Genomic DNA, 25,369 nt, shown 5'->3' on the forward strand with positions numbered 1-25,369 from the left:
CGCGCGATGAGAGTGCTGCTTCTCGGGGCCAACGGATATCTCGGCCGCTTCGTCGCCGACCGCCTGCTGGCGGACCCCGCCGTCCAGCTCACCGCACTGGGCAGGAGCGACGACGCCGATGTGCGCTTCGACCTGTCGACCGGCAGCCCGGGAGCCCTGACCCGCTTCCTCGACGCGGTGCACCCGGGCGTCGTCATCAACTGCGCCGGTGCCATCCGGGGCGGGGCGCGCGAGCTGACGCGGCACAACACCGTGGCCACGGCCACCGTCTGCGAGTCCCTGCGCCGCAGCGGCTGCGGCGCGCGCCTGGTGCACATCGGCTGCGCCGCCGAGTACGGGCCCTCGCAGGCTGGCTCGTCGACGGGAGAGGACGCGGTACCGCGCCCCGGCAGCCCGTACGGGGTCAGCAAGCTCGCCGCCACCGAGCTGGTGCTGGCGTCCGGGCTCGACGCGGTCGTGCTGCGCGTCTTCTCGCCCGCCGGACCCAGCACCCCGGCGGGGTCCCCGCTCGGGCGGCTCGCGGAGGCCATGCGGCGCGCGATGCAGCAGGGCGACAACGAGCTGAAGCTCAGCGGTCTGGGCGTGCAGCGGGACTTCGTTGACGTACGGGATGTCGCCCGCGCCGTCCACGCCGCCTCGCTATCGGCCGCGCAGGGCGTCGTCAACATCGGCACGGGCCGCGCGGTCAGGCTGCGCGACGCCGCGGCCGTGCTCGCCCGCGTCGCGGGCTACACCGGCGCCGTGCACGAGCTGGACGCGTCGGGTGCGCAGGCCGTGCAGGGCGCGCAGGCCGCACAGATGCCCGGCGCCCCGGTCCCGGCACCGTCACCGGCACACACGCCGCACGCGTCCCACACCCCCCACCCGCCCCACGGCGCGCACTCCCTGCACACACAGGGCCATCCGCAGGGCCACGCACAGGGCCACCCGCAAGGAGCGGCGGTCTCCGCGCTCTCGCAGCCCTATCCGGACGGCTGCGGCGCCTGGCAGCAGGCGGACGTACGGACCGCGCGCGACCGCCTCGGCTGGCGCCCTCGCATCGGGCTGGAGGAATCGCTCGGCGACATCTGGATGGAGGCGGCGTGCCGCATCTGATGACACCGGGCGGCGCCCGGCGCAGCGCGGGCGAGGCGGAGGCGTGGCTCGGCTTCGGGGTGCCCGGCTGGGCGCATCCGATGCTCGCGCCCCTGGAGTGGGCCGAACTGGCCCGCCCCGGGCTGCCCGTGCACTGGGTGGTGCTGAACGTGGCCGACGGGCCCGGTGCCCGCCCCGACCCGTACTGTCTGCCGGCGGCGGTCAGACTGCACGGGGCCGGGGTGGGCGTCCTGGGCCAGCTCGACCTGCGGGACGGCGCACGCGCCTTCGGTGAGCTGGTCTCCGAGGCGCACCGCTATCTCGACTGGTACGAGGTGGACGGCTTCTACCTGCGCAACTGCCCGGCCGGCCGGGAGGGCCTGCCCGACACCGGGCGCGTGGTGACGACGCTGCGCGCGCTGTGTGAGGCGGGACACGTCGTGCTGGACCACGGCACGCACCCGCACCCCGGGTACGCGGAGGTGGCCGACCAACTGGTGACCTTCCGCGGTGAGTGGCCTGACTACCGCTGGTCGCAGGTGGCCGAGTGGACGGCGGACCACCCGCCGTGGCGCTTCTGCCACCTCGTCCACGGCGTTCCGCGCACGCATCTCGAAGAGGCGCTGCGCATCGCCTGCTGGCAGGGCGCGGGCACCGTCTACTTCACCGACAGGTCAGGGCGTGACGGCAGCGACCCCTGGGGAACGCTGCCCGGCTACTGGGACGAGATCGTCTCGCGCATCGGACCTGGTGTCTCGGAATGAGATAGGGCGTGGCAGTGTTACAGGCAGCACAACCGTACGTTCCACCGACCAACGGAGTCCCCGTGTCGCTGCCACCCCTGGTCGAGCCGGCTTCCGAGCTCACCGTCGACGAGGTCCGCAGGTACTCCCGCCACCTGATCATCCCCGACGTGGGAATGGACGGGCAGAAGCGGCTGAAGAACGCCAAGGTGCTCGCCGTGGGCGCGGGCGGCCTGGGCTCGCCCGCGCTGATGTACCTGGCCGCGGCCGGTGTGGGCACCCTGGGCATCGTCGAGTTCGACGAGGTCGACGAGTCGAACCTCCAGCGCCAGATCATCCACAGCCAGTCCGACATCGGCCGCTCCAAGGCCGAGTCCGCGAAGGACACCGTGCTCGGGATCAACCCGTACACCACGGTGAACATCCACGAGGAGCGTCTCGACTCCTCGAACGTGATGGAGATCTTCGCCGGCTACGACCTGATCGTGGACGGCACGGACAACTTCGCGACGCGCTATCTGGTCAACGACGCGTGCGTGCTGCTGAACAAGCCGTACGTCTGGGGCTCGATCTACCGCTTCGACGGCCAGGCGTCGGTCTTCTGGAGCGAGCACGGTCCGTGCTACCGCTGCCTCTACCCGGAGCCCCCGCCGCCCGGCATGGTGCCGAGCTGCGCCGAGGGCGGCGTGCTGGGCGTGCTGTGCGCGTCGATCGGTTCCATCCAGGTCAACGAGGCCATCAAGGTCCTCGCGGGCATCGGCGACCCGCTCGTCGGCCGCCTGATGATCTACGACGCCCTGGAGATGAACTATCGCCAGGTCAAGGTACGCAAGGACCCCGACTGCGCGGTCTGCGGCCCGAACGCCACGGTCACCGAGCTGATCGACTACGAGGCGTTCTGCGGCGTCGTCTCCGACGAGGCGCAGGAGGCCGCCGCCGGTTCGACCATCACTCCGAAGCAGCTCAAGGAGTGGATGGACGAGGGCGAGAGCATCGAGGTCATCGACGTCCGCGAGAAGAACGAGTACGAGATCGTCTCGATCCCGGGCGCGAAGCTGATCCCGAAGGACGAGTTCCTGATGGGCAACGCGCTCCAGGGCCTTCCGCAGGACAAGAAGATCGTCTTGCATTGCAAGACGGGTGTCCGCTCCGCGGAAGTCCTCGCCGTGCTGAAGAACGCGGGCTTCGCCGACGCCGTGCACGTCGGCGGCGGCGTCATCGGCTGGGTCAACCAGATCGAGCCGGACAAGCCCGTTTACTGACGCCGACGCGCAGAAGGGCGCCGTAAGGCACCGTCCGGCATATCGGGCACAGAGCGAAACGGAAGGGCCCGGCCCGCGCATTCCGCGCGGGCCGGGCCCTTCGCTTGCGCGGGGTGCGGCGGCGGCAGTCAGGGGCAGACGGAGCCGTCGGCCGGGACCTTGCCCTTCAGGAGGTACGCGTTGACCTTCGCGCGGACGCAGTCGTCGCCGCTGTCGTAGGCACCGTGCCCCTCACCCTTGTAGGTGAGTTTCACGCCGACCCCCTCGCCAAGGCTCCGCTGCATCTGCCGCGTGCCCTCGTAGGGCGTCGCCGGGTCGCCCGTCGTGCCCACCAGCAGGATCGGCGCCGAGCCCTTCGCGTCGACGGGCGGGGTCTGCCAGCGGCCCCGTACCGGCCAGCCGTCGCACTGCGCCATGCCCCACGCGGACATCGGGCCGAAGACCGGTGATGCCGCCGTGAAGTCCGGCAGCTTCCGCTCGATGTCGTGGGGGCCGTAGCGCTGGCGCGCGTCGGCGCAGCCGATGGCGGTCAGCGAGGACTGGAGCGTGCTGTAGCTGCCGTCCTGGTTGCGGCCGTTGAGGGAGTCGGCGAGCAGGAGCAGGGTGCTGCCGTCCCCCTGGCCGAGCGCTTCGTCGAGCCCTTCGGTGAGGTACTGCCACAGGTCGCGCGAGTAGAGGGCCTGCGCGATGCCGCCCTCGGCCAGCGACTCCGTCAGCTTCCGCCCGCTGTCCGTGGGCAGGGGGCGCGCGTCGAGCTGGGCCAGCAGCTCCGTGATCCGCCGCTTCGCCTCCTCCGGGTCCTGGCCGACGGGGCACTCCTCGCCCTTGCGCGCGCAGGCGGCCAGATAGTTGTCCAGGGCGAGCTGGAAGCCCTTCGCCTGGTCGAGCGAGCCCTGCTCGGGCGTGGTCGTCGGGTCGACGACGGCGTCGAAGGCGGCCCTGCCCACCCGGTCGGGGTAGAGGTGCGCGTAGACGCCGCCCAGCTCGGTGCCGTAGGAGAAGCCGAAGTAGTGCAGCCGCTCGTCGCCCAGCACATGGCGCATCAGGTCCATGTCGCGCGCCGTGTTCTCGGTGGTCAGGTGGGGGAGCAGCCGTCCGGTCCGCTTCTCGCACGCGTCGGCGAACGCGCTCTGGCGGCTCAGCAGCCGCTCGCGCTCGCCGTGCGTGTCGGGCGTCCAGTCAGCGGCGAAGTACGCGTCCAGGCGCTTGCCGCTCAGACAGCGCACGCCCTCACTGCGGCCGACGCCGCGCGGGTCGAAGCTGACGAGGTCGTAGCGGCTGTGCAGCTTCGCGTAGTCCTTGCCGAAGGAGGGGAGGGTGGCGACGCCCGAGCCGCCGGGCCCGCCGAAGTTGAAGAGGAGCGAGCCCACCCGCTCGCGGCCGTTGTCGCGCTTCTTGGCGCGGATCATCTCGATGCGGACGGTGGAGCCGCCCGGCTTCGCGTAGTTCATCGGCGCCTTGAGCGTCGCGCACTCCCAGCCCGTGCCGTCGGGGAGGGGCGAGGGGGAGCCGCCCGCTTCGCCCTGGGCCGCGTTCGGCGCCGGGCAGGGCGACCAGCGCAGGCGCTGGCCGGTCAGTTCCCGGGGGAGGCCGCTGGTGGACGAGGTCGGCGAGGCGGTCGTCGCGGCGTCCTGGTCGCGCCCCGAGGAGTGCTCGCCCGGCGACGACGGGGCCGTGCTGCCCGTGCCCTGGTCGCCGGAGCGCCCTGGACTGCTGCCGCCCGGCCCCTCGCCCCCGTCCCCGCCCCCGCATCCCGACGCCGTGCCCGCGGCGAGGAGGAGGGCGGCGGCCAGGGCTATGGAGTGGGTTATGGAGTGCCGTGCGTTCGGCCTTCCGGTCGCGGGTCGCGGCATGGATGACCTCCCGGGGAGCGCCGTCCGCTGCGTCGGCGCGCGGCGCGCGGTGGGTGTGCCTGGAGTGCCATCGTGCGGGGGCCCGCGACGGGGGGCGCGCTGTGCGGTGCGTACGAGTGGCGTCACCGGAACGGGTGAGGGGCGGCGCCCATGCCGACGTGGCGCCCATGCCGACGCGCCCCGGCCCCGGTGCTCCGGCGGAGGCTCCGCCCCCACTTACGGTGACTGCGGCGACTACGGCGCCTACAGCGCGCCCTTCCGCGTCAGCTGGGTGAAGGAGACCCAGCCCGGCAGCACCGGGAACCACAGCGTCATCAGCCGGAACAGCAGCACCGCGGGCGTCGCGACCTCCTTGGGCACCCCGAACGCGATGAGCCCCGCGATCAGCGCCGCCTCCACCGCGCCCAGGCCGCCCGGCGTCGGCGCGGCCGAGCCCAGCGCGTTGCCGGCGAGGAAGACCACCGCGAGGCTGGCGTAGCTCGCCTCGTGACCGAAGGCCCGTACGCAGGCGTCCAGGCACATCACGAACAGCAGCGTCAGCAGCAGCATGCCGCCGATGCCCGTCAGCAGCTTCTGCGGGCGCTGCACGACGTCCAGCATGCGCGGGACGACCCCGGCGAACAGGGAGCGCAGCCGGTCGGAGACGAACCTGCGCAGCCCCGGGATCGCCGTCACGATCAGCACCAGCACCGCCGCCGTCAGCAGGCCCGCGATGACGGTGCGGGACGGCGACAGCGTCGGCGTGTGCTCGGTCCCCGTGAGGTAGCCGAAGAAGAGCAGCAGGAGGATGTGGCTGCCCAGACCGAAGAGCTGCGAGGCGCCCACACTGGCCACCGCGTGCCCGGGGCGGACTCCGGCGCGCTGGAGGAAGCGGGTGTTGAGCGCGACGCCGCCCACGGCCGCTGGCGCCACCAGCTTCACGAAGGAGCCCGCGACCTGCGCGAGCACCGTCCGCACGAACGAGACCTTCTCCGGGACGAAGCCCAGCAGCGACATGGCGGCGGCGATGTAGGTGAGCGCGGAGAAGAGCACGGCGCCGCCGACCCAGGCCCAGTTGGCCTCGCCGACGACCTTGCTGAACTCCACCTGGCTGAGCTGCGTGAGCAGGAAGTACGCGGCGAGCGCGCCCGCGATGAAGCTGACCAGGGTGCGTGGCCTGATGCGCTCCAGCCTGGCGGGCTCTATCGGGGCCTGCGGCCTGATCAGCAGCACCTGCTGCCGGATCTGCGCGAGCAGGTCCTCCTCGCGGGCCTCCTCCATGGCCTCGTCTATGGCCCGCTTCTCGGCGTTCTTCTCGGCACGCAGCGACTTGCGGTCCTGCGCCGCTGCCTGTGCCGTGTGCGCGCTCTCCTCCTTGGCCTCCCTGTTGGCGCGGGACGCCTCCAGCACGGCCGCGCGCTCCCGCTGGGCGCGCTCCTTGGCGAGGCGGCGCAGCGTGGTGCGGGTGCTGCGGCTGAGCGCGATCGGCTGGAGCAGCGGCAGGCTGTCGGCCACCGCGTCGGGCCCCAGCACGTCGACGGCCGCCGCGACGGCGCGCTCGGCGCCGACCCGCAGCCCGAACGTCGTCAGCAACTGCGCCACGTCCATGCGCAGGACGAGGTCGCCCGCCGCGATCTCGCCGCCGCGCAGATCCGTGAGGTAGACGGTGCCGGAACGATCCACCAGAAGCGCGTCGCCGACGAGGCGCCGGTGGGCGATGCGGCGCGACTGGAGCGCCTCGACCTGCCGCCAGGCGGCCCTGACCAGCTCGTCGGTGATCTCCTCGTCCGGGGTGGCGTCGAGGGAACGGGCGCCGATGTGCTCGTAGACGAGCATCACCGCGTCCGGGCCCAGCTCGGAGGTGGCGATCAGCCGGGGCGCGTTCGCGCCCGCCGCGATGGCCGCGTACGCGAGCAGCGCCTCCTGCTCCAGCGCCTGGCGCAGCGACTGGAGGCTGCGGCGCTGGGTGATGCCGCGCAGCGTGAGGCGGCGCCAGACCCGGTAGAAGAAGCCCTGCGCCTGTTGCTCGCGGTCGACGACGGTGACGTCGATGGGCGGCCCGTCCTCCAGGGTGACGCGGTAGCGGCGCCCACGGTCGCGGTAGCCGGGGTCGCGCCGGTCGGCGTGCGTGGGCTCCGGCTCCTCGACGCGGACGGCGGCGACGGGCTTGAAGCCGACGCGCCGCAGCCCGGCGAGGAGCGTCTGCCCCGTGGGGCGCACGTTGGGCGTGCCGACGGCGTAGAGGGTGCCGTAGGCGACGGTCCAGCCGATCAGCACCGTCACGATGATCGAGAAGGGTGTCGAGTAGCCGGGGATGAGGACGGCGAAGGCGTTGAGCAGCAGCACCGCCCACAGCAGCACCCGCCAGCGGGGGCGGCGGGCCATGCCGACGGCCGTCATATAGGCGATGACGGGCGCCAGGTAGCTGTGCACCGGGGTGGTGAGATCGGTGTTGGTGATCTGCTTGGTGAGCGCGTCCCTGATCGAGTCGGGCGCGCCCTCCGCCACCCACAGGTCCGTGGCCAGCGAGGCGCCGTGTGCGAGGACGGCGGCGAGCACCCCGTCCGCGATCCGCAGCCCGTCGCGCTTGATCAGCCGCTCGATGGCGAACGCGACGGGCACGAGGAGCACGGCGATGCTCGACGCGAGACCGGTGAGGCTGATCAGCAGGGGCGGGGCCTGCTGGGTGCCCTTGTCGATGTCCTGTTCCAGACCGGCCGTGGTGCCGTGCGCGAAGTTGGCGATGACGAGCACGACGGCGATGCCGAGCAGGCCGAGCGCGAGCCGCAGCAGGTCGGCGGGGCGGTGCACGCGGGCCGAGAGCAGCGGCTCGTCGCTCTCGACGTGGTCCGCGCTGACGGCTTCGCGCCGGTCGGCGGCGTCCCTCGTGGCCGTGGCCTTTCCGCCCGTGCCTCCGGTTCCGGTGGCCTTCGCGGACGTGCCGGGGTCCGCACGGTGGCTTCCGCTCCGGGCCCCGCTCCGGGCTCCGCCCCGGTTCTCGTCCCCGCTCTCGTCCCCGCTCTCGCCACGGCTCCCGGCGTGGGCGTCCGCGCCGGGGCCCGGCCGGTCGGGGCGCGCCTCGCCGGACGCCTCTGTGTCCGTTTCATCCCGGTCGTCCCGGTCGTCGCCGGGGCCGTCCTGGGCGTGCGCGCCCGTGGTCTTCCGGTCCGGGCGGGGCCCGCCCGTGCCCGTGCCGTCCACGCTGGTTTCCTCCGTGTGCCGGGCAGCACCGGCAGCGGCAGGGGACGCCTCCCGAGGAGGCTGTTCACCGTGCCGCTGTCCGGATGTCGTTTCGTCTTGGTCTCGTATCACTCGTCACCGCCCGGAAGATGGTGGCACGAGGGGGTGGCACATGGGGGCACGAGGGGGCATTCCGGGGGCGCGAGATACGCAACATCCAGGTGGGACGCGGTGTGAGGGTGAGCGGCACGTCCCTGGGAGAGCGCGGGGCGGGGGACGGAGCGCACGAGGGAACGGGCGCGGGAGCGGGCAGCGGAACGGACCGCGGAACGGACCGCACCGCTCCGCCCGGGGAGCCCCCGTTGTCGGTGCCGTACGGCACCATTGCCCGCATGGATGGGACCGAACCCCCCGAGCTGCCGGAGTACGCGGAGCGGGTCCTCGATGTCGCGGACCGCATCCCGCCGGGCCGCGTGATGACGTACGGGGACATAGCCGAGTGGCTCGAAGAGGGCGGCCCGCGCCAGGTGGGCCGGGTGATGGCGCTGTACGGAGGGGTGGCGCCCTGGTGGCGTGTGGTGCGCGCGGACGGCGCGCTGCTGCCGGGCCAGGAGCTGCGTGCCCTGGAGCACTATCAGGCGGAGGGCACCCCGCTGCGCGCGGCGGGACGCACGTCGGAGGGTCACATTCCGCGCATCGACATACGCCGGGCCAGGTGGGACGGGGACGGCGGCTGACGGCCACCCGGCGCTGCTGCTCACACCTACCAGCTTCCGCCATGCCGCCTGACCGCATGCGCCGGGCCGTCCGTACGGAGTACACGGTCCACGCCGGGTGCGCGGTCCGTATGTGACGCACGGTCCGTGCGGAGTACCCGGTCCGCACGGGGTGCCAGGTTCGTACGGAGCGGAGGAGCAACGCGCTGCGACTCGTGTGCCCGCTGGCGTAGCGTCTGCACCATTCAGCACAGACCCTCCCCAAGGCGATCCACTTGAGCTCCTCCATCCCGTCCGTCCCGTCCGACACGCACCGGCCCCCGCCTGCCCAGGGCGCCGCCGGTGCGTACCGGCTGGTGCGTGCCCCGCTGGGACCGGTGGATCCTCCTGCCTTGGACGCAGCGCAGCGCGCTGTGGTTGACCATGAGGAAGGACCGCTGCTCGTCCTCGCAGGGCCCGGCACCGGCAAGACGACGACGCTGGTCGAGGCCGTCGCGCGGCGGGTGCGCGCGGGCGGCGATCCCGAGCGCATCCTCGTGCTCACCTTCAGCCGCAAGGCGGCCGTCGAGCTGCGCGACAGGATGGCGGCCCGCCTCGGGGGCACGGGTGCCCCGCAGGCCACCACCTTCCACTCGTACTGCTACGCGCTGGTCCGCGCCCACCAGGACGCCGACCTCTTCGCCGAGCCGCTGCGCCTCCTCTCAGGGCCTGAGCAGGACCTCTATCTGCGCGAGCTGCTCGCCGGCCAGACCGAGCTGGAGCGCGAGGGCCGCGCCCGGGTGCGCTGGCCCGACGAGCTGCGCGCCTGCCTGACCACGCGCGGCTTCGCCGACGAGGTCCGCGCCGTGCTGGCCCGCAGCAGGGAGCTGGGCCTCGGCCCCGAGGCGCTCGGCGCGTTCGCGCGCGGCGCCGGACGCCCGGACTGGCGGGCCGCCGCCGGTTTCCTCGCCGAGTACCTCGACGTCATCGACATGCAGGGCGTACTCGACTACGCGGAACTGGTGCACAGGGCCGTGCTGCTCGCCGAGCGCCAGGAGACGGCGCGGGAACTGCGGGCGCGCTACGACGCGGTGTACGTCGACGAGTACCAGGACACCGACCCCTCACAGGTCCGGCTGCTCCGCGCCCTCGCGGGCGACGGGCGCACCCTGGTGGCCTTCGGCGACCCGGACCAGTCGATCTACACGTTCCGGGGCGCCGACGTGAACGGCATCCTGGACTTCCCCGAGAGCTTCCCCCGCCGCTCCGGGGACCCGGCCCCGGTCACCGTGCTGGCCAGTAGCCGCCGCTCGGGCGCACGGCTGCTGGCCGCGACCCGCGAGTTCACCCGCCGCATGCCCCTGCCGAGGCTTCCGGCCGACGCCGTACGCGCCCACCGCGGGCTGTCAGCGGCGCGCCCCGGCGGCAGGGTGGAGGTGTTCACCTATCCGACGGCCGGGTCCGAACTCGACAACATCGCCGACATCCTGCGCCGCGCCCACCTCGAAGACGGTGTGCCGTGGGGCGAGATGGCGGTGCTGGTCCGCGCGGGGGGCCGCACCATCCCCGCCGTGCGCCGTGCCCTGACGTCCGCCGGTGTCCCCCTCGACATCGACGGCGACGACGTCCCCCTCCGCCACGAGCCCGCGGTCGCCCCCTTGCTGACGGCACTGCGCGCCGTGGCCCAGGCGACGGCGGGGGTGCCCTCGCGGGTCCCCTCCGACGCGGCGGACCCCGACGGCGTGGGTGCTCCCGACGACGACGGCGCGGGCGCGAACGCGGATGCCGGTGCGGACGGCACCGGAGCGGCCCGCGACGCGGCCCAGCCCGAGGGTGAGAGGGACAGCGGCACCCGGAGCTGGCTGGACACCGAGACCGCGCTCGCGCTCCTCTCCTCACCCCTGGGCGGCATGGACGCCGCCGACCTGCGACGGCTCGGCCGCGCGCTGCGCGAGGAGGAGCGCGCGGCGGGCGAGAGCGTGCCGCGCCCCTCGGACGAGCTGCTGGCCGAGGCGCTGGCGGAGCCGGAACGGCTCGTGGCGCACGACCCCTCGTACGCGCGCGGCGCCCAGCGCCTCGGCCTGCTCCTGCGCAAGGCGGGCGAACTGCTCACTGGCGGCGGCACCGCGGAGGAGGCGCTGTGGGAGCTGTGGCACGGCACCCCGTGGCCGCAGCGGCTGGAGCGCGCGGCGCTGCGCGGCGGCGCTGCGGGCCGCAACGCCGACCGCGATCTGGACGCGGTCTGCGCACTGTTCGAGACGGCGGCCCGCGCGGAGGAACGCGGCGGAGGCCGGGGCGCCCTCAACTTCCTGGAGGAGGTCGACGCGCAGGACATCGCCGCCGACACCCTCTCGGGCCGCACCGTGCGCCCCGACGCCGTACGGCTGATGACCGCGCACCGCGCCAAGGGCCTGGAGTGGCGGCTGGTGGTCGTGGCGGGCGTCCAGGAGGGGCTGTGGCCCGACCTGCGGCGGCGCGGCTCGCTCCTGGAGGCCGACCGCATCGGCCGCGACGGCCTCGCCGAACCGCTCCCGCCCGGCGCCCTCCTGACCGAGGAGCGCAGGCTGTTCTACGTGGCGGCCACCCGCGCCAAGGAACGCCTCGTCGTCACCGCCGTGCGCGCGCAGGCCGACGACGGCGACCAGCCCTCCCGGTTCCTGGCCGAGCTGGGCGTCGAGCCCCAGTCCGTGGTGTCCCGGCCGCGCCGTCCGCTCGCGGTCGCCGCGCTCGTCGCCGAACTGCGCGCCACCACCGTCGACCCCGCCGCGTCCCCCGAGCTGCGCGAGGCGGCGGCGCTGCGGCTCGCGCGGCTCGCGGCGCTGCGCGACGACGAGGGCTACGCGCTCGTCCCCGCCGCGCATCCGCAGCGCTGGTGGGGCCTGTACGAGCCGACGCGCTCCGAGGTCCCGCTGCGCGACAGGGACCAGCCCGTCACCCTGTCCGGCAGCGCGCTGGACCAGCTCGCCAACACCTGCTCCCTCCAGTGGTTCCTGGCCCGCGAGGTGAAGGCGGACGCGCCGTCCACGGCGGCGCAGGGCTTCGGGAACGTGCTGCACGTCCTCGCCGACGAGGTCGCCTCGGGCGGTACGCCCGCCGATCTCGACGTGCTGATGGAACGGCTCGACTCGGTCTGGGACGGGCTCGTGTTCGACGCGCCGTGGAAGTCGCACCAGGAGAAGGAGAGCGCGCGCGCCGCGCTGGAGCGGTTCCTGCGCTGGCACGTCATGGAGCGCGGCGAGAAGCGGCAGGCGGTCGGCAGCGAGCACGGCTTCGACGTGACGCTGAGCGCGGGCGAACACGAGGTGCGCATCCGGGGCAGCATGGACCGGGTCGAGAGCGACGGGCAGGGGCGCGCGTACGTCGTCGACTTCAAGACCGGCAAGGCGAAGCCCACCGGCGAGGAGGTCGCCCGCCACCCGCAGCTCGCGGTCTATCAGCTCGCGGTGCGCGAGGGGGCGACCGACGACCTCTTCGAGGGGCACAGGCCGGAGCCGGGCGGCGCCGAACTCGTCCACCTGCGCCTCGGCGCCGCCAAGCGCGACGGCGGCGACACCCTGCCCGCCGTCCAGCAGCAGGGCCCCCTGGAGGACGGTCCCGCGCAGGGCGAGGAGGCGGCCCAAGAGACGGCACAGGGGGAAGGGGAGTGGGTCGGCGAGCTGCTGGCGACGGCCGCAGGGCGTGTCCTGGACGAGCGGTTCACCCCGTCGCCCGGCCAGCACTGCACGCACTGCTCCTTCCGGGGCGCCTGCTCGGCTAGGCCGGAGGGTCGGCAGATCGTCGAGTGACGGGCCTTGCGAGGATAGGGGCCGGTTCCGGCTGTTCCGGAGCGGTATTCCCGGAGCGGTGATCCGGGGCACATTCCGACAAGGGGGATGGGCAGTGGCGGCGGAAATGCCGAAGAGTGTCGTCGTGGGCGCCGTGGTCTGCGCGGTCGTCCTCGCGGGCATCGCGGGCTGCGGCGACGACGGTGAGAGCGGCGGCAAGGACCACGCGGGTTCGGCCCGCAAAGCGGAGGACAGCCCCTCGGCGGGCTCCGGCGCGGACGCGGGGGACACCGCGGAGCAGCGGCTCGCCGACCGCGCGGTCAAGGCGATGAAGTCCGCGCCCTCCATGAAGGCGAAGGGCGGGATCGCCGCGGGAGGGCAGCAGCGCGTCACCTTCGACATGGCGCTGACCCGGAGCGGCGAGTGCACCGGGGACGCCGGGGTGGGCGGCGGCTCGGCCGAGGTGCGCAAGAAGGGCGCCAGCAGCTATCTGAAGGCGGACGACGCGTTCTGGAAGGTCCTGGGCCAGAGCGGCGGCGAGGGCGGCCAGGCCGCCTCGGCCGCGGGCGACCTGCTCAAGGGGCGCTGGCTGAAGGTCCCGCGCGGCGCGGTGGCGCAGGGAGGCGCCACGGAGCAGGACGGCGGCTCGTCCTCGCCTGCCGAGGACCCCACCGCCTTCTGCACCCTCAGCGCCCTGCTCACCGAGCTGGACGCGGGCGACATGAAGGGCGCGAAGAAGGGCGCCCTCACGAAGGTCGGCGGCGAATCCGCGATTCCGCTCACCGTGAAGAAGAACGGTGCGACGCGTACGACGTACATCGCGGCCGAGGGCGAGCCCTACATCCTCAAGACGGTGAAGGAGGGCGGCGAAGCGCCCGGGACCGTGACGTTCTCCGGCTTCGGCGACCCGGTCGACGTGACCACCCCGCCGCCCGGCGAGACCGTCGACGTGGGCCAGTTGCTCAAGAGCGGCGCGTTCTAGCGGCGTAGCGGCAGAGGGCGGGGCGGGCGCGAGGCGGCGGGGCGCCGGGTCCGGGGCACGGTGCGACGGGGGACAGGGCGCCGGGGCGTGTGCCCCACCTGTCCCGGTGAGCTTGGTCACCCGCGTCCACCGCACCCCGCCCCTAGGCCGTTTCGTTTGGATCAGTCGGTCGTTGGCGTGGTGTGCCGTTGACTGACGCGCAGTGGGCGCGGATCGAGCCGATACTGCCGGACCGGACGCCGAAGCGGGGTGGCCGGTGGCGGGACCACCGTGAGGTGATCGACGCGATCGCCTTCAAGTTCCAGACCGGAACGCAATGGGTCCACCTGCCGGAGAAATACGGCAACTGGCGGGGCGTGTACAACCGGCTGCGGATGTGGGCCCTCGACGGCACCTGGGAGCGGGTGTTCACCGCCCTGATGGCCCAGGCCGACGCCGAAGAGGACCTGGGCTGGGCGGTCTCGGTGGACTCCACCATCGTGCGCGCCCACCAGCACGCGGCCGGGGCCCGCAAAAAGGGGCCCCGCCCGGTGAACCCGACGACCATGCCCTCGGCCGCTCCCGCGGCGGACTGACCACCAAGGTCCACCTCACCGCAGACGCCCGCTGCCGGCCCTTGGCGTTCGTTCTCACCGCCGGGCAGGCCGGTGACGCGCCCGCCTTCGAAGAGGTCATGGCCCGCCTGCGCGTGCCCCGGCCGCGAGGACGGCCCCGCACCAGGCCGGATGTGGTCCTGGCCGACAAGGCATACTCCTCCCGCGCCATCCGCGAGCACCTGCGCCAGCGCGGCATCCGCGCGGTGATCCCCGTCCCGGCCGACCAGCGGAGCCATCGGCTGCGTCGCGGAAGCCGGGGCGGCAGACCACCAGCCTTCGACCGCGAGACCTACAAGCAGCGCAACACCGTCGAGCGGTGCATCAACCGCCTCAAGCAATGGCGGGGCATCGCCACCCGCTACGAGAAGACCGCCACCATCTACCTGGCCGGACTCCACATCGCAGGCATCTTCCTCTGGTCCGCCCGATGATCTAAACGAAACGGCCTAGGGGGTGTCTTCGACGTCCCGTCTGGGCCGCGCCGCCTGGCACGCACGCTCGCGACGTTGTCGGTCGTCAGCGCAGCCCTCCCCCAGGCCCTGCGGGCTGGGAGGGGCCCCTGCGCTTTCCTCCCTCCGCCTTGCGATCGCACGCACCAGACTCCCCCAGCTACCGCTGGGAGGTGCCCCGGCGGCCCCCGGCCTGGCGGCCGGACGACGCTACGTCGAAGACACCCCCTAGCCCTCACCGACCGCCGCACGGCGTCAGTTGTCGGCGCGGGCCGCTACGGTCTCTTGAGTGCCCGCACAGCTCAGCGATCCCGAGCAGCTCAAGCAGCTCCTCGGCATCCCGTTCACCCCGGAGCAGATGGCCTGCGTCACCGCGCCGCTCGCTCCGCAGGTGATCGTGGCCGGGGCGGGCTCGGGCAAGACGACGGTCATGGCGGCCCGGGTCGTCTGGCTGGTCGGCACGGGGCGGGTCGCGCCCGAGCGGGTGCTCGGCCTCACCTTCACCAACAAGGCGGCGGGCGAACTGGCCGAACGCGTCCGCAAGGCCCTCGTCCAGGCCGGGGTCACAGATCCGGACCCCGCCGACCCCGAGCAGGCCCCCGGCGAGCCCCGGATCTCCACGTACCACGCCTTCGCCGGTCAACTGCTGACCGATCACGGGCTGCGCCTCGGCCTGGAGCCCGGCGCCCGGCTGCTCGCCGACGCCACCCGCTTCCAGCTCGCGGCGAGCGTCCTGCGCGCGGCGCCAGGCCCCTTCGAAGCGCTCACCAAGTCCGTGCCCGCGCTCGTCGAGGACCTGCTCGCGCTGGACTCCGAACTCGCCGAGCACCTGGTCGCGCCGGACGAGCTGCGCGCGTACGACGCCGGACTGCTCAGCACGCTGGAGCACGTCAAACTCACCAACGCGGCGCTGCGCAAGATCCCGCAGGCCGCGCAGGGCAGGAGCGAGCTGCTCGGTCTCGTGGAGGAGTACAGGCGGCGCAAGCGCGAGCGCGATCTGCTCGACTTCGGCGATCAGATCGCGCTGGCCGCCACCCTCGCGCGCGACGTCCCGGAGGTCGGACGGCTGCTGCGCGAGCAGTTCTCCGTCGTGCTCCTCGACGAGTACCAGGACACGTCCGTCGCCCAGCGCGTCATGCTCGCCGGGCTCTTCGGCACGGGGTCCCCGCGCGACGGCGCCTCGGCGCGGGGCGGCACGGGCCACGCGGTCACCGCCGTCGGCGACCCCTGTCAGGCGATCTACGGCTGGCGCGGCGCCTCCGTCGCCAACCTGGACGACTTTCCCGTCCACTTCCCGGCCGTGGACGGTCCGGAGGGGGCCGGTCCCGAGGGCGGCGGCCCGTCCCGTGAGGGCCCGCGCCCCGCGCCCCGCTTCTCCCTCAGCGAGAACCGCCGCAGCGGCGGCCGTCTGCTGCACCTCGCCAACGGGCTGGCCGCCCCGCTGCGCGAGCGCCACGAGGGCGTCGAGGCCCTGCGTCCCGCGCCGGGCGCCGAGCGGGACGGGCTCGTGCGCTGCGCACTCCTGCCCACCCACGCCGAGGAACTGGACTGGCTCGCCGACTCCCTCGCGCACCTGGTGCGCACGGGCACGCCGCCCGGCGAGATCGCCGTGCTGTGCCGGGGCGCGGGCGACTTCGCGGAGATCCAGGGGGCGCTGGTCGCGCGGGACGTGCCCGTCGAGGTCGTCGGACTGTCCGGGCTGCTGCACCTGCCGGAGATCGCCGATCTCGTCGCCATGTGCGAGATCCTCCAGGACCCCACGGCCAACGCCCCCCTGGTGCGGCTCCTCACCGGCCCGCGCTGGCGCATAGGCCCCCGCGACCTCGCGCTGCTGGGGCGGCGCGCCCGGCTGCTGGTGCGGCACGGTGCGGACGGGGACGACGACGACCCGGACCGGCGGCTGGCCGCGGCCGTCGAGGGGACGGACCCGGCCGAGGTCACCTCGCTCGCCGACGCCCTGGACACCTTCCTGGAATCCGACGGCTACGAGGACGAGCTGCCCTTCTCCGCCGCCGCACGAGTGCGCTTCGCGCGGCTGGCCGCCGAGGTCAGGGAGCTGCGCCGCTCGCTCGCCGACCCGCTGATGGACGTGCTGCACCGGGTGCTGGCCGTCACCGGGCTCGAAGTGGAACTCTCCGCATCGCCGCACGCCGTCGCCGCCCGCCGCCGCGAGACCCTCGCCCACTTCCTCGACATCGCGGCGGGCTTCGCCTCTCTGGACGGCGAGGCCACGCTGCTCGCCTTCCTCGGCTTCCTGCGCACCGCCGAGCGCTACGAGAAGGGGCTCGACAGCTCACTGCCCGGCGGCGAGGACACGGTGAAGGTGCTCACCGCGCACAAGTCCAAGGGCCTGGAGTGGGACGTGGTGGCGGTGCCCGGGCTCGTCGCGAAGCAGTTCCCCAGCGAACAGGCCCGCGAGTCCTGGCTCACCCAGCCGCGCGTGCTGCCCCAGCCCCTGCGCGGCGACGCGGCGACGCTGCCCGGGGTCGACGAGTGGAGCGCCAAGGGCGTCAAGGACTACGACACGGCCACGCGCGACCACCAGGCCACCGAGGAACTGCGCCTCGGCTACGTCACCTTTACACGCGCCCGCTCCCTGCTGCTCGGCTCGGGGCACTGGTGGGGCCCGGCCCAGAAGCGGCCCCGTGGGCCCTCGCGCTTCCTGGAGGCACTGCGGGAGCACTGCGAGGCGGACTCGGCGCACGGCGAGGTCGAGGTCTGGGCCGACGCCCCGGAGGAGGGCGCGGAGAACCCGGCGCTCGCGGAGGCCCGGCGCGAGCGGGCGTGGCCGCTGTCCCTGGACGCGGACGCGATGGCCCGCCGCCGCGCGGCGGCACGGGCGGTCCTCGCCCACCTGGAGGACGGTACGGACGCGTCCGACGGTGCCGACGCCCCCGTAGCGCCCGATCCGGACCCGGACCCGGCCCCTCCGGAACCGGACCCCGAGCACGAGCCGTCCCCGGAACCCGACCCCTTCCTGGACCCCGATCCGTACGACGAGCCGTATGACGCCCCGTACGACGACCCGGCCCCGTACGAGCACGTACCGGACCCGTACGAGGACGACCCGCACTCGTACGAGGACGACGACCCGTACCCGGCGGGGGCGCGGGGCCGCATCCCCGCGCCGTCACGTGCCCCGGATGCCGACGGAGAGGCAGCCCCCGGCCTCACCCCGGAGGAGGCCAGGCTCGCCGAGTCCTGGGACCGGGACCTGGAGGCGCTCGCCGGGGAGCTGCGGCGCTCGCGCGCCACCGTGCGCGACGTCCCCCTGCCCGTGTCCCTCTCCGCGACGCAGCTCCTGCGCCTCTCCCGCGACCCCGACGGGTTCGCGCGCGAGCTGGCCCGCCCCATGCCACGTCCGCCTCGGCCCTCCGCCGCGCGCCGGGGCACCCGCTTCCACGCCTGGGTGGAGTCCCGCTTCGAGGCGCTGACCCTCCCGATGCTCGGGCCCGACGAGCTGCCGGGCGCCGGGGAGTACGCGGACGGGGGCGAGGAGCCCCCGGAGATCGCGGACGAACGGGACCTGGAGGCGCTCAAGGAGGCGTTCGCGCGTACGCCCTACGCGCGCCGTACCCCGTTCCGCGTCGAGGCGCCCTTCCAGCTCGGCCTGGCGGGCCGCGTCATCCGGGGGCGCATCGACGCCGTGTACCGGGAGACGGGCCCGGACGGCGGGACGGAGTACGAGATCGTCGACTGGAAGACCGGCCGGGGCCGCGACGCCGACCCGCTCCAGCTCGCCGTCTACCGCCTGGCCTGGGCCGAGCAGCGCGGGGTGCCGCTCTCCTCGGTCCGCGCCGCGTTCCTCTACGTGCGCGGGGGCGAGGTGGTGCGCCCCACCGGGCTGCCGGGGCGCGCGGAACTGGAGCGGCTGCTGCTCGGGGACGCGGGCGAGGACCCCGTGGACGGGCACGGGGAGGGACCCGGAGGCGGGCTCGGAGACGGACCCGGAGGCGGCCCCGAGGGCTCCCCGGCGCACGACCGGCCGGGTGACGGGGTTCCCCCTGATGCCGGATAGGCTCAAGGGCATGAGCAACACCCCGGCAGCACCGGACAGCGCCGTCCGGGCCTACATCGAAGAACGGCGCGCCGCCTTCCTCGGAGACCTCACGGAATGGCTCCGCATCCCCTCCGTCTCGGCCGACCCGGACCGCGCGGACGACGTGCGCCGCAGCGCCGAGTGGCTGGCCGGGAAACTCTCCGCGACGGGCTTCCCCGAGGTCGAGGTCTGGGCGACGCCGGGTGCGCCCGCCGTGTTCGCGTACTGGCCCTCCGGCGATCCGGAAGCGCCGACGGTGCTGGTCTACGGCCACCACGACGTGCAGCCCGCAGCCCGCGAGGACGGCTGGCACACCGAGCCCTTCGAGCCCGTCGAGAAGGACGGCCGCCTGTACGCGCGGGGCGCGGCCGACGACAAGGGGCAGGTCTTCTTCCACACCCTGGGCGTGCGGGCCCACCTCGCCGCCACGGGGCGCACGGCGCCCGCCGTCAACCTCAAGCTGTTGATCGAGGGCGAGGAGGAGTCGGGCTCGCCCCACTTCCCCGCGCTGGTCGCGGCCAGGGCCGACCGTCTCGCCTGCGACGTCGCCGTCGTGTCCGACACGGGCATGTGGTCGGAGGACACCCCGACGGTGTGCACCGGGATGCGCGGGCTCACCGACTGCCAGATCGATCTGTACGGCCCTGGCCAGGACATCCACTCGGGCTCCTTCGGCGGCGCCGTCCCCAACCCCGCGACCGAGGCGGCCCGCCTCGCCGCCGCGCTGCACGACGAGGACCGCCGCGTCGCGCTGCCGGGCTTCTACGACGGAGTCGTCGAGCTGGACGAGCGGGAGCGGAAGCTCTTCGCCGAGCTGCCGTTCGACGAGGACGCGTGGCTGCGTACGGCGCACTCGGGGGCCGCGCTCGGCGAGGCCGGGTACACCACGCTGGAGCGGGTCTGGGCGCGGCCGACTGCCGAGGTCAACGGCATCGGCGGCGGCTATCAGGGCCCCGGCGGCAAGACCGTCGTGCCGTCGAGCGCCCAGCTGAAGCTCTCCTTCCGGCTGGTGGCGGGGCAGGACGCCGAGAAGGTGCAGCAGTCGGTGCGCGAGTGGGTGGCCCGCTCCCTGCCCGACGGCATCCGCCACGAGATCACCTTCTGGGGCGCCACCCGCCCCTGTCTGACGCCGCTGGACCACCCGGCCCTGCGCGCGGTCGTACGGTCGATGGAGCGGGCCTTCGGGCAGCGGGTCAGGTTCACGCGCGAGGGCGGCTCAGGCCCCGCGGCCGACCTCCAGGACGTGCTGGGCGCTCCGGTGCTCTTCCTGGGGATCTCCGTCCCGTCGGACGGCTGGCACGCGCCGAACGAGAAGGTGGAGCTGGACCTGCTGATGAAGGGCGTCGAGACCGCCGCGTACCTGTGGGGCGACCTCGCCGAGCACTGGAGCGCGCCGACACGACCGTCGACGACACCCTGACGGCCCCGCCCCGTCCCGTTCTGTCCCGTACCGTTCCGACCGCCCCGGCCACCGGGGGCGCCGACGACACCATCACCCACTGCCACAGGGGGAGTAGGAAGCCGAAGTGACCATCTGGACCGACCGCACCGCCGCCACCCGTCCCGTCACGCTCACGCTCGCGGGCACCGGGGGCATCGACCGCGCCGCGCACCACAGGATGGACGAGGCGTGGCTGGCGGCGGCGTGGAGCCACCCGACGACCCGCGTCTTCGTGGTCTCCGGAGGACAGGCGCTGATCGAGGACAAGGAGGACGGCAGCACCGAGCTGGTGATGATGCCCTCCTTCGACGCGCCGTTCACGGAGGCACACCGCTACTTCCTGGGCATCGACGGGGACGGCGTGCGCTATTTCGCGCTCCAGAAGGACTCGCTGCCGGGCCGCATGGACGCCGTCGCGCGCTCCGCAGGGCTGCGCGAGGCCGGGGTGCTGCTGTCGGACCGGGACGCCGAGCTGATGACGCACGCCGTCGGCCTGGAGAACTGGCAGCGCACCCACCGCTTCTGCTCGCGCTGCGGCGAACGCACCGTCATCGCGGCGGCCGGGCACATCCGCCGCTGCCAGGCGTGCGGCGCCGAGCACTACCCGCGCACCGACCCCGCCGCGATCATGCTGGTGACGGACGACAAGGACCGCGCGCTGCTCGGCCGCCAGGTGCACTGGCCCGAGGGGCGCTTCTCGACGCTCGCCGGGTTCGTGGAGCCCGGCGAGTCCATCGAGGCCGCCGTCGTCCGCGAGGTGGCCGAGGAGGCGGGCGTGGCGGTCGGCGAGGTCGCCTACGTGGGCAGCCAGCCGTGGCCCTTCCCCTCCAGCCTGATGCTGGGCTTCATGGCGCACGCCACCTCGCCCGACATCCAGGTGGACGGGGACGAGATCGAAGAGGCCCGCTGGTTCTCGCGGGACGAGTTGCGGACCGCGATCGAGACCGGGGAGGTCCTGCCTCCCTCGGGCATCTCGATCGCGGCCCGGCTGGTGGAACTCTGGTACGGCGAGCCGCTGCCCAGGCCGCTGCCGCAGGGCTGAGCCCGCCGCGGCGCCTGGGCCCCCACAGGCTCAGGCCGTGGCCCAGGGGCTCAGGCGCCGACCTTCTCCTTGACCTGGGCGATGGAAGGGTTCGGGAGCGCGGAACCGTCGGGGAAGAGCACCGTCGGAACGAGCTGGTTGCCGTTGTTGACCTTCTCCACGAAGGCGGCGGACTCGGGGTCCTGCTCGATGTTGACCTCGGTGTACGCGATTCCCTCGCGGTCCATCTGGCCCTTGAGACGGCGGCAGTAGCCGCACCAGGTGGTGCTGTACATCGTCACGGTGCCTGCCATGGGTCCTCGCGCTCCTTAGTCCTCATCCTCAGCGGGTTGCACAGAGGGAACGTGCTTCCGCCCCGGACCATTCCCGCCGCCCCGGGCGTATTCCCGCCTCTACGGCCGTGTTCGCACATCGCCACCGGCGCGTTCGCACACCGTCACGGGCGCATTCATACGACAAACTCCGCACCGCTGTGGACAACCTGCTCGGCCGCCCCGGGCGACCTGGCAGCATGGCGGGGTGACAGCAGCAACGGACTCCACTCTCTTCCCCCAGGTCCCCGACACCCCTGACGCGGTGCTGGAAGGCCTCGATCCCGAGCAGCGCGAGGTGGCCACCTCGCTCCAGGGTCCGTTGTGCGTGCTGGCCGGAGCGGGCACGGGCAAGACCAGAGCGATCACCCACCGGATCGCCTATGGCGTGCGCGCGGGCGTCCTCCCGCCCGCCAGCGTGCTCGCCGTCACCTTCACCAACCGCGCGGCGGGCGAGATGCGGGGCCGCCTGCGCCAGCTCGGCGCGAGCGGCGTCCAGGCGCGGACGTTCCACTCCGCCGCGCTGCGCCAGCTCCAGTTCTTCTGGCCGCGCGCGGTCGGCGGCGAGCTGCCGCGGCTGCTGGAGCGCAAGGTGCAACTCGTGGCCGAGGCGGCTGCGCGCTGCCGCATCCGCGTGGACCGCAACGAGCTGCGGGACCTGACCGGCGAGATCGAGTGGTCCAAGGTCACCCAGACCGTGCCCGAGGACTATCCGGCCGCCGTCGCCAAGTCGAGCCGGGACGCGCCGCGCGATCCGGCCGAGATCGCCCGTGTCTACGGTCTCTACGAGCAGTTGAAGCGCGAGCGCTCCGTGATCGATTTCGAGGACGTCCTGCTGCTGACCGTCGGCGTCCTCCAGGACCGCCAGGACATCGCCGAGACGGTGCGCCGGCAGTACCAGCACTTCGTGGTCGACGAGTATCAGGACGTCAGCCCGCTCCAGCAGCGCCTGCTGGACCTGTGGGTGGGCGACCGGGACAGCCTCTGCGTCGTCGGCGACGCCAGCCAGACCATCTACTCCTTCACCGGTGCCACCCCCGACCACCTGCTCAATTTCCGCACGCGCCACCCGGACGCGACGGTCGTCAAGCTCGTGCGCGACTACCGCTCCACCCCCCAGGTCGTCCACCTCGCCAACGGCGTGCTGGCCCAGGCGCGCGGGCGCGCGGCCGAGCACCGCCTGGAACTGGTCGCCCAGCGCGAGGCGGGCCCCGAGCCGGTCTATCGCGAGTTCCCGGACGAGCCCGCCGAGGCCGAGGGCACGGCCAAGCGCATCCGCGAGCTGATCGATTCGGGCGTCTCCCCGAGCGAGATCGCCGTGCTCTACCGCATCAACGCGCAGTCCGAGGTCTATGAGCAGGCCCTGGCGGATGCGGGCGTGCCCTACCAGCTCCGGGGCGCCGAGCGCTTCTTCGAGCGGCCCGAGGTGCGCGAGGCGGGCGTGGCGCTGCGCAGCGCGGCCCGCTTCGGCGAGAACGACACCCTGCTCGACGGCGCCGTCGATCTCCCCTCCCAGGTGCGCGCCGTCCTCAGCGGCAAGGGCTGGACGACCGAGCCCCCCTCGGGCTCCGGCGCTGTCCGCGACCGCTGGGAGTCGCTGGCGGCGCTGGTGCGCCTCTCCGAGGACTTCGCCAGGGCCAAGGAGGGCGCCACCCTCGCGGATCTCGTGGCGGAGCTGGACGAGCGGGCCAACGCCCAGCACGCCCCCACCGTCGAGGGCGTCACCCTGGCCTCCCTGCACGCGGCCAAGGGCCTGGAGTGGGACGCGGTCTTCCTGGTGGGCCTGACGGAGGGCATGCTCCCGATCACCTACGCCAAGACCGACGAGCAGGTCGAGGAGGAGCGCCGGCTCCTGTACGTCGGGGTGACCCGCGCCCGGCTCCATCTCTCGCTCTCCTGGTCGCTCTCCCGCGCGCCGGGCGGCCGGGCCTCGCGCCGTCCGAGCCGGTTCCTGAACGGACTGCGGCCGGGCTCCGGGCCCTCCGGCGCACGCGGCGCGGGTGGCGGAGGCGGCATCGAGCGGGGGAGCGGCGGCGGTGGCCGCAGCCGTAAGCGCCGCGGTCCTGTGCAGTGCCGGGTGTGCGGTCGCTCACTGACCGCGCCAGGGGAGATGAAGCTCATGCGGTGCGAGGGCTGCCCCTCCGATCTCGACGAGGAGCTGTTCGAGCGGCTCAGGGAGTGGCGCTCCGGCCAGGCGAAGCAGCTCGGCCAGCCCGCCTACTGCGTCTTCACGGACAAGACCCTGATGGCCATCGCGGAGATCGTTCCGGCCGACCGGTCGGCTCTCTCGCGGATCTCGGGGGTGGGGGGCCGCAAGCTGGAGCGCTTCGGGGACGACGTCCTGGCGCTCTGCGCCGGCGAGGAACCCGGCGAGGAACCCGGCACGGAAGCGGCGGGGGACGCGGGCGACGAGAACGCCTGGACCGCGGGCGAGGAGCCGCAGGAGCCGGAGGGAGAGGCCCTGGAAGAAGGGGCTCCGCTAGATGTCACAGAAGCTGTTACGGAGACCCCCGAAAAATAGTTTGCGCCCGCCGCCGGGACCCCCATAGCCTTCCGGACATGGAGAGGGCGGGGTTTTCGCCTCACCCCTTCCATGCTGTACTTACCCCTGAACATCTTCGGGTCAGCTCCGGCCGACCCCTGAGACGCCGAGAGGAGGCGAGACCAGTGATCGACTTCATTACCACCACCAAAATGACCGACCGCTCGGTCGTTGCCTCCTGCCTGCTCGGCTCCCGCTTTAGCGGCACCGGTGTGTCCGGCGTCGCGCTCGGCGGCAGCGAGCGACCGGCCAAGGCACCCGCGGTAGCAGCGAATGCGGCAGCACAGGCTCAGGCACACGCCTATGCCTCCGCCCTCGCGGCCAACGGTGCCGGCGAAGGTCGCCAGAAGACGCAGCGAATGATGACGTGGGCCTTCCGTGGGCTCGAACCCTGGAGAGATCCAGCCTGATCGGCGCGATCAGGTCGGCACCTTCCAGGGCCGCGGAACCCACATCGGGATCCGCGGCCCTTCTGTTTGCCTTCAGCCCGGCCACCAGCCGGGCAACCCGACAACAGACACCGATAGACGAGGACGAACCAGCAGTGCACACCAATACGCACGCCCCGTCACCGACCACCGACCTGATGCCGCCTGACACGACCACGACCACGGAGGACCCCTTGACCGCCCCGCTGACCACTCTCACCGAGCTGGACGACGCCATCGAGCGTCTCGGCGTGACCGTCCCCTGCCGCTCCTACGACCCGGAGGTCTTCTTCGCGGAGTCCCCGGCCGACGTGGAGTACGCGAAGTCGCTCTGCCAGACCTGCCCGCTGCGTGACGCCTGCCTCGCCGGCGCCAAGGACCGTCGCGAGCCCTGGGGTGTCTGGGGCGGCGAGCTGTTCGTGCAGGGCGTCGTCGTTCCCCGCAAGCGGCCCCGCGGCCGTCCGCGCAAGAACCCGGTATCGGCAGCATGAGCACCGCCGGAACGATCGATCACCCGTCGACGCACGCTCCTCAGCCGCGTCATAGCCAGAAGCAGGACCCCACCATGGCAGCTCGCCTCGACAGCCCCGCCCGATCCCACACCGACGCGAACGGTTCGCGTCAGAACAGGACCCGAGAAATGCAACTCATGCCAGAATCCCTGGCGCGAGCCCATATGCAGCAGCGGCTGCAAGAGGCCGAGTCGGAGAGCAGAGCCCTGCGGCTCGCCTCCGCCCGCCGCCTCCAGCGCCGCGCCGAACGCGCCACGCTGCGTGCCCGCCGTGCACTGGCCATGGCGGTCATGCAGTAGGGCCTGTCCGACAGGCCCTGGGCGAACCGGGGGATCCCTGTGGTCCCCGCCGTACCACCATCAGGAGAACCGGGGCGTTGCGCCCCGGTTCTCCGGCGTTGTGCGCCCAGCATGGGCGATTGCTTGGGGGTGGAAGTCCCCTGGGGGAAGAGGTGGTGCTAACCCCGAGCCGGAGGCA

Annotated in this window: 16 protein-coding genes and 1 pseudogene; 14 read left to right on the forward strand and 3 right to left on the reverse strand. The window is 73.4% G+C overall.

The window, feature by feature from the left end; genetic code table 11:
* Positions 1-6: 6 nt before the first annotated feature.
* The 3 genes from ACYVOO_RS08675 (at position 7) to moeZ (ending at position 3,079) form a co-directional block, all read left to right on the forward strand.
* On the forward strand, positions 7-1,095 hold the full coding sequence (locus ACYVOO_RS08675; RefSeq protein WP_461015048.1) for an NAD-dependent epimerase/dehydratase family protein: 1,089 nt from the start codon (positions 7-9) through the stop codon (positions 1,093-1,095).
* A complete protein-coding gene (locus ACYVOO_RS08680; RefSeq protein ID WP_461015059.1) occupies positions 1,095-1,838 on the forward strand; it encodes a spherulation-specific family 4 protein in 744 nt (247 codons plus the stop codon). Before ACYVOO_RS08675 ends, ACYVOO_RS08680 begins: the two co-directional genes overlap by 1 nt.
* Positions 1,839-1,900: 62 nt before the next feature.
* Positions 1,901-3,079 (forward strand): adenylyltransferase/sulfurtransferase MoeZ, encoded by a 1,179-nt coding sequence (moeZ, locus tag ACYVOO_RS08685; RefSeq protein WP_453345342.1) that lies wholly within the window; start codon positions 1,901-1,903, stop codon positions 3,077-3,079.
* Between the two features lie 128 nt (positions 3,080-3,207).
* Here moeZ and ACYVOO_RS08690 read toward each other — a convergent pair whose 3' ends face one another.
* On the reverse strand, positions 3,208-4,932 hold the full coding sequence (locus ACYVOO_RS08690) for an alpha/beta hydrolase (protein ID WP_461015049.1): 1,725 nt from the start codon (positions 4,930-4,932) through the stop codon (positions 3,208-3,210).
* 243 nt (positions 4,933-5,175) lie between these two features.
* A complete protein-coding gene (locus ACYVOO_RS08695; protein ID WP_461015050.1) occupies positions 5,176-8,223 on the reverse strand; it encodes a lysylphosphatidylglycerol synthase transmembrane domain-containing protein in 3,048 nt (1,015 codons plus the stop codon).
* Positions 8,224-8,483: 260 nt separating this feature from the next.
* Between ACYVOO_RS08695 and ACYVOO_RS08700 the strand changes: the two genes are divergently transcribed.
* The 7 genes and pseudogenes from ACYVOO_RS08700 to nudC all read left to right on the forward strand — a co-directional run bounded on the left by ACYVOO_RS08700 (position 8,484) and on the right by nudC (position 21,099).
* Entirely contained in the window at positions 8,484-8,828 is a 345-nt protein-coding gene (locus ACYVOO_RS08700; protein ID WP_453345345.1) for an MGMT family protein, read from the forward strand.
* Between the two features lie 254 nt (positions 8,829-9,082).
* Positions 9,083-12,571, forward strand: coding sequence for an ATP-dependent helicase (locus ACYVOO_RS08705; protein ID WP_461015051.1), 3,489 nt, complete (start codon positions 9,083-9,085; stop codon positions 12,569-12,571).
* 106 nt (positions 12,572-12,677) lie between these two features.
* Positions 12,678-13,532 (forward strand): hypothetical protein, encoded by an 855-nt coding sequence (locus ACYVOO_RS08710; RefSeq protein WP_461015052.1) that lies wholly within the window; start codon positions 12,678-12,680, stop codon positions 13,530-13,532.
* Between the two features lie 182 nt (positions 13,533-13,714).
* Positions 13,715-14,559 (forward strand): annotated as a pseudogene (locus ACYVOO_RS08715) (IS5 family transposase).
* Between the two features lie 307 nt (positions 14,560-14,866).
* Complete coding sequence (locus ACYVOO_RS08720; RefSeq protein ID WP_461015053.1) at positions 14,867-18,595, forward strand: UvrD-helicase domain-containing protein; 3,729 nt, start codon at positions 14,867-14,869, stop codon at positions 18,593-18,595.
* A gap of 10 nt (positions 18,596-18,605) precedes the next feature.
* A complete protein-coding gene (locus ACYVOO_RS08725) occupies positions 18,606-20,036 on the forward strand; it encodes a dipeptidase (protein ID WP_461015054.1) in 1,431 nt (476 codons plus the stop codon).
* Positions 20,037-20,142: 106 nt separating this feature from the next.
* On the forward strand, positions 20,143-21,099 hold the full coding sequence (gene nudC, locus ACYVOO_RS08730; RefSeq protein ID WP_461015055.1) for an NAD(+) diphosphatase: 957 nt from the start codon (positions 20,143-20,145) through the stop codon (positions 21,097-21,099).
* A gap of 50 nt (positions 21,100-21,149) precedes the next feature.
* On the opposite strand, the gene ACYVOO_RS08735 is transcribed toward nudC, so the two are convergent.
* Positions 21,150-21,392 (reverse strand): mycoredoxin, encoded by a 243-nt coding sequence (locus tag ACYVOO_RS08735; protein WP_453345350.1) that lies wholly within the window; start codon positions 21,390-21,392, stop codon positions 21,150-21,152.
* Between the two features lie 226 nt (positions 21,393-21,618).
* Here ACYVOO_RS08735 and ACYVOO_RS08740 point away from each other — a divergent pair, with 226 nt between their 5' ends.
* The 4 genes from ACYVOO_RS08740 (at position 21,619) to ACYVOO_RS08755 (ending at position 25,191) form a co-directional block, all read left to right on the forward strand.
* Positions 21,619-23,931 (forward strand): ATP-dependent DNA helicase UvrD2, encoded by a 2,313-nt coding sequence (locus ACYVOO_RS08740; protein WP_461015056.1) that lies wholly within the window; start codon positions 21,619-21,621, stop codon positions 23,929-23,931.
* 146 nt (positions 23,932-24,077) lie between these two features.
* Positions 24,078-24,362 (forward strand): hypothetical protein, encoded by a 285-nt coding sequence (locus tag ACYVOO_RS08745; protein WP_461015057.1) that lies wholly within the window; start codon positions 24,078-24,080, stop codon positions 24,360-24,362.
* Positions 24,363-24,496: 134 nt separating this feature from the next.
* Positions 24,497-24,871, forward strand: a complete 375-nt coding sequence (locus ACYVOO_RS08750) for a WhiB family transcriptional regulator (RefSeq protein WP_453345353.1) — start codon at positions 24,497-24,499, stop codon at positions 24,869-24,871.
* Positions 24,868-25,191 (forward strand): hypothetical protein, encoded by a 324-nt coding sequence (locus ACYVOO_RS08755; protein ID WP_461015058.1) that lies wholly within the window; start codon positions 24,868-24,870, stop codon positions 25,189-25,191. Before ACYVOO_RS08750 ends, ACYVOO_RS08755 begins: the two co-directional genes overlap by 4 nt.
* Positions 25,192-25,369 lie beyond the last annotated feature (178 nt).

The sequence above is a fragment of the Streptomyces daliensis genome, assembly GCF_054782395.1.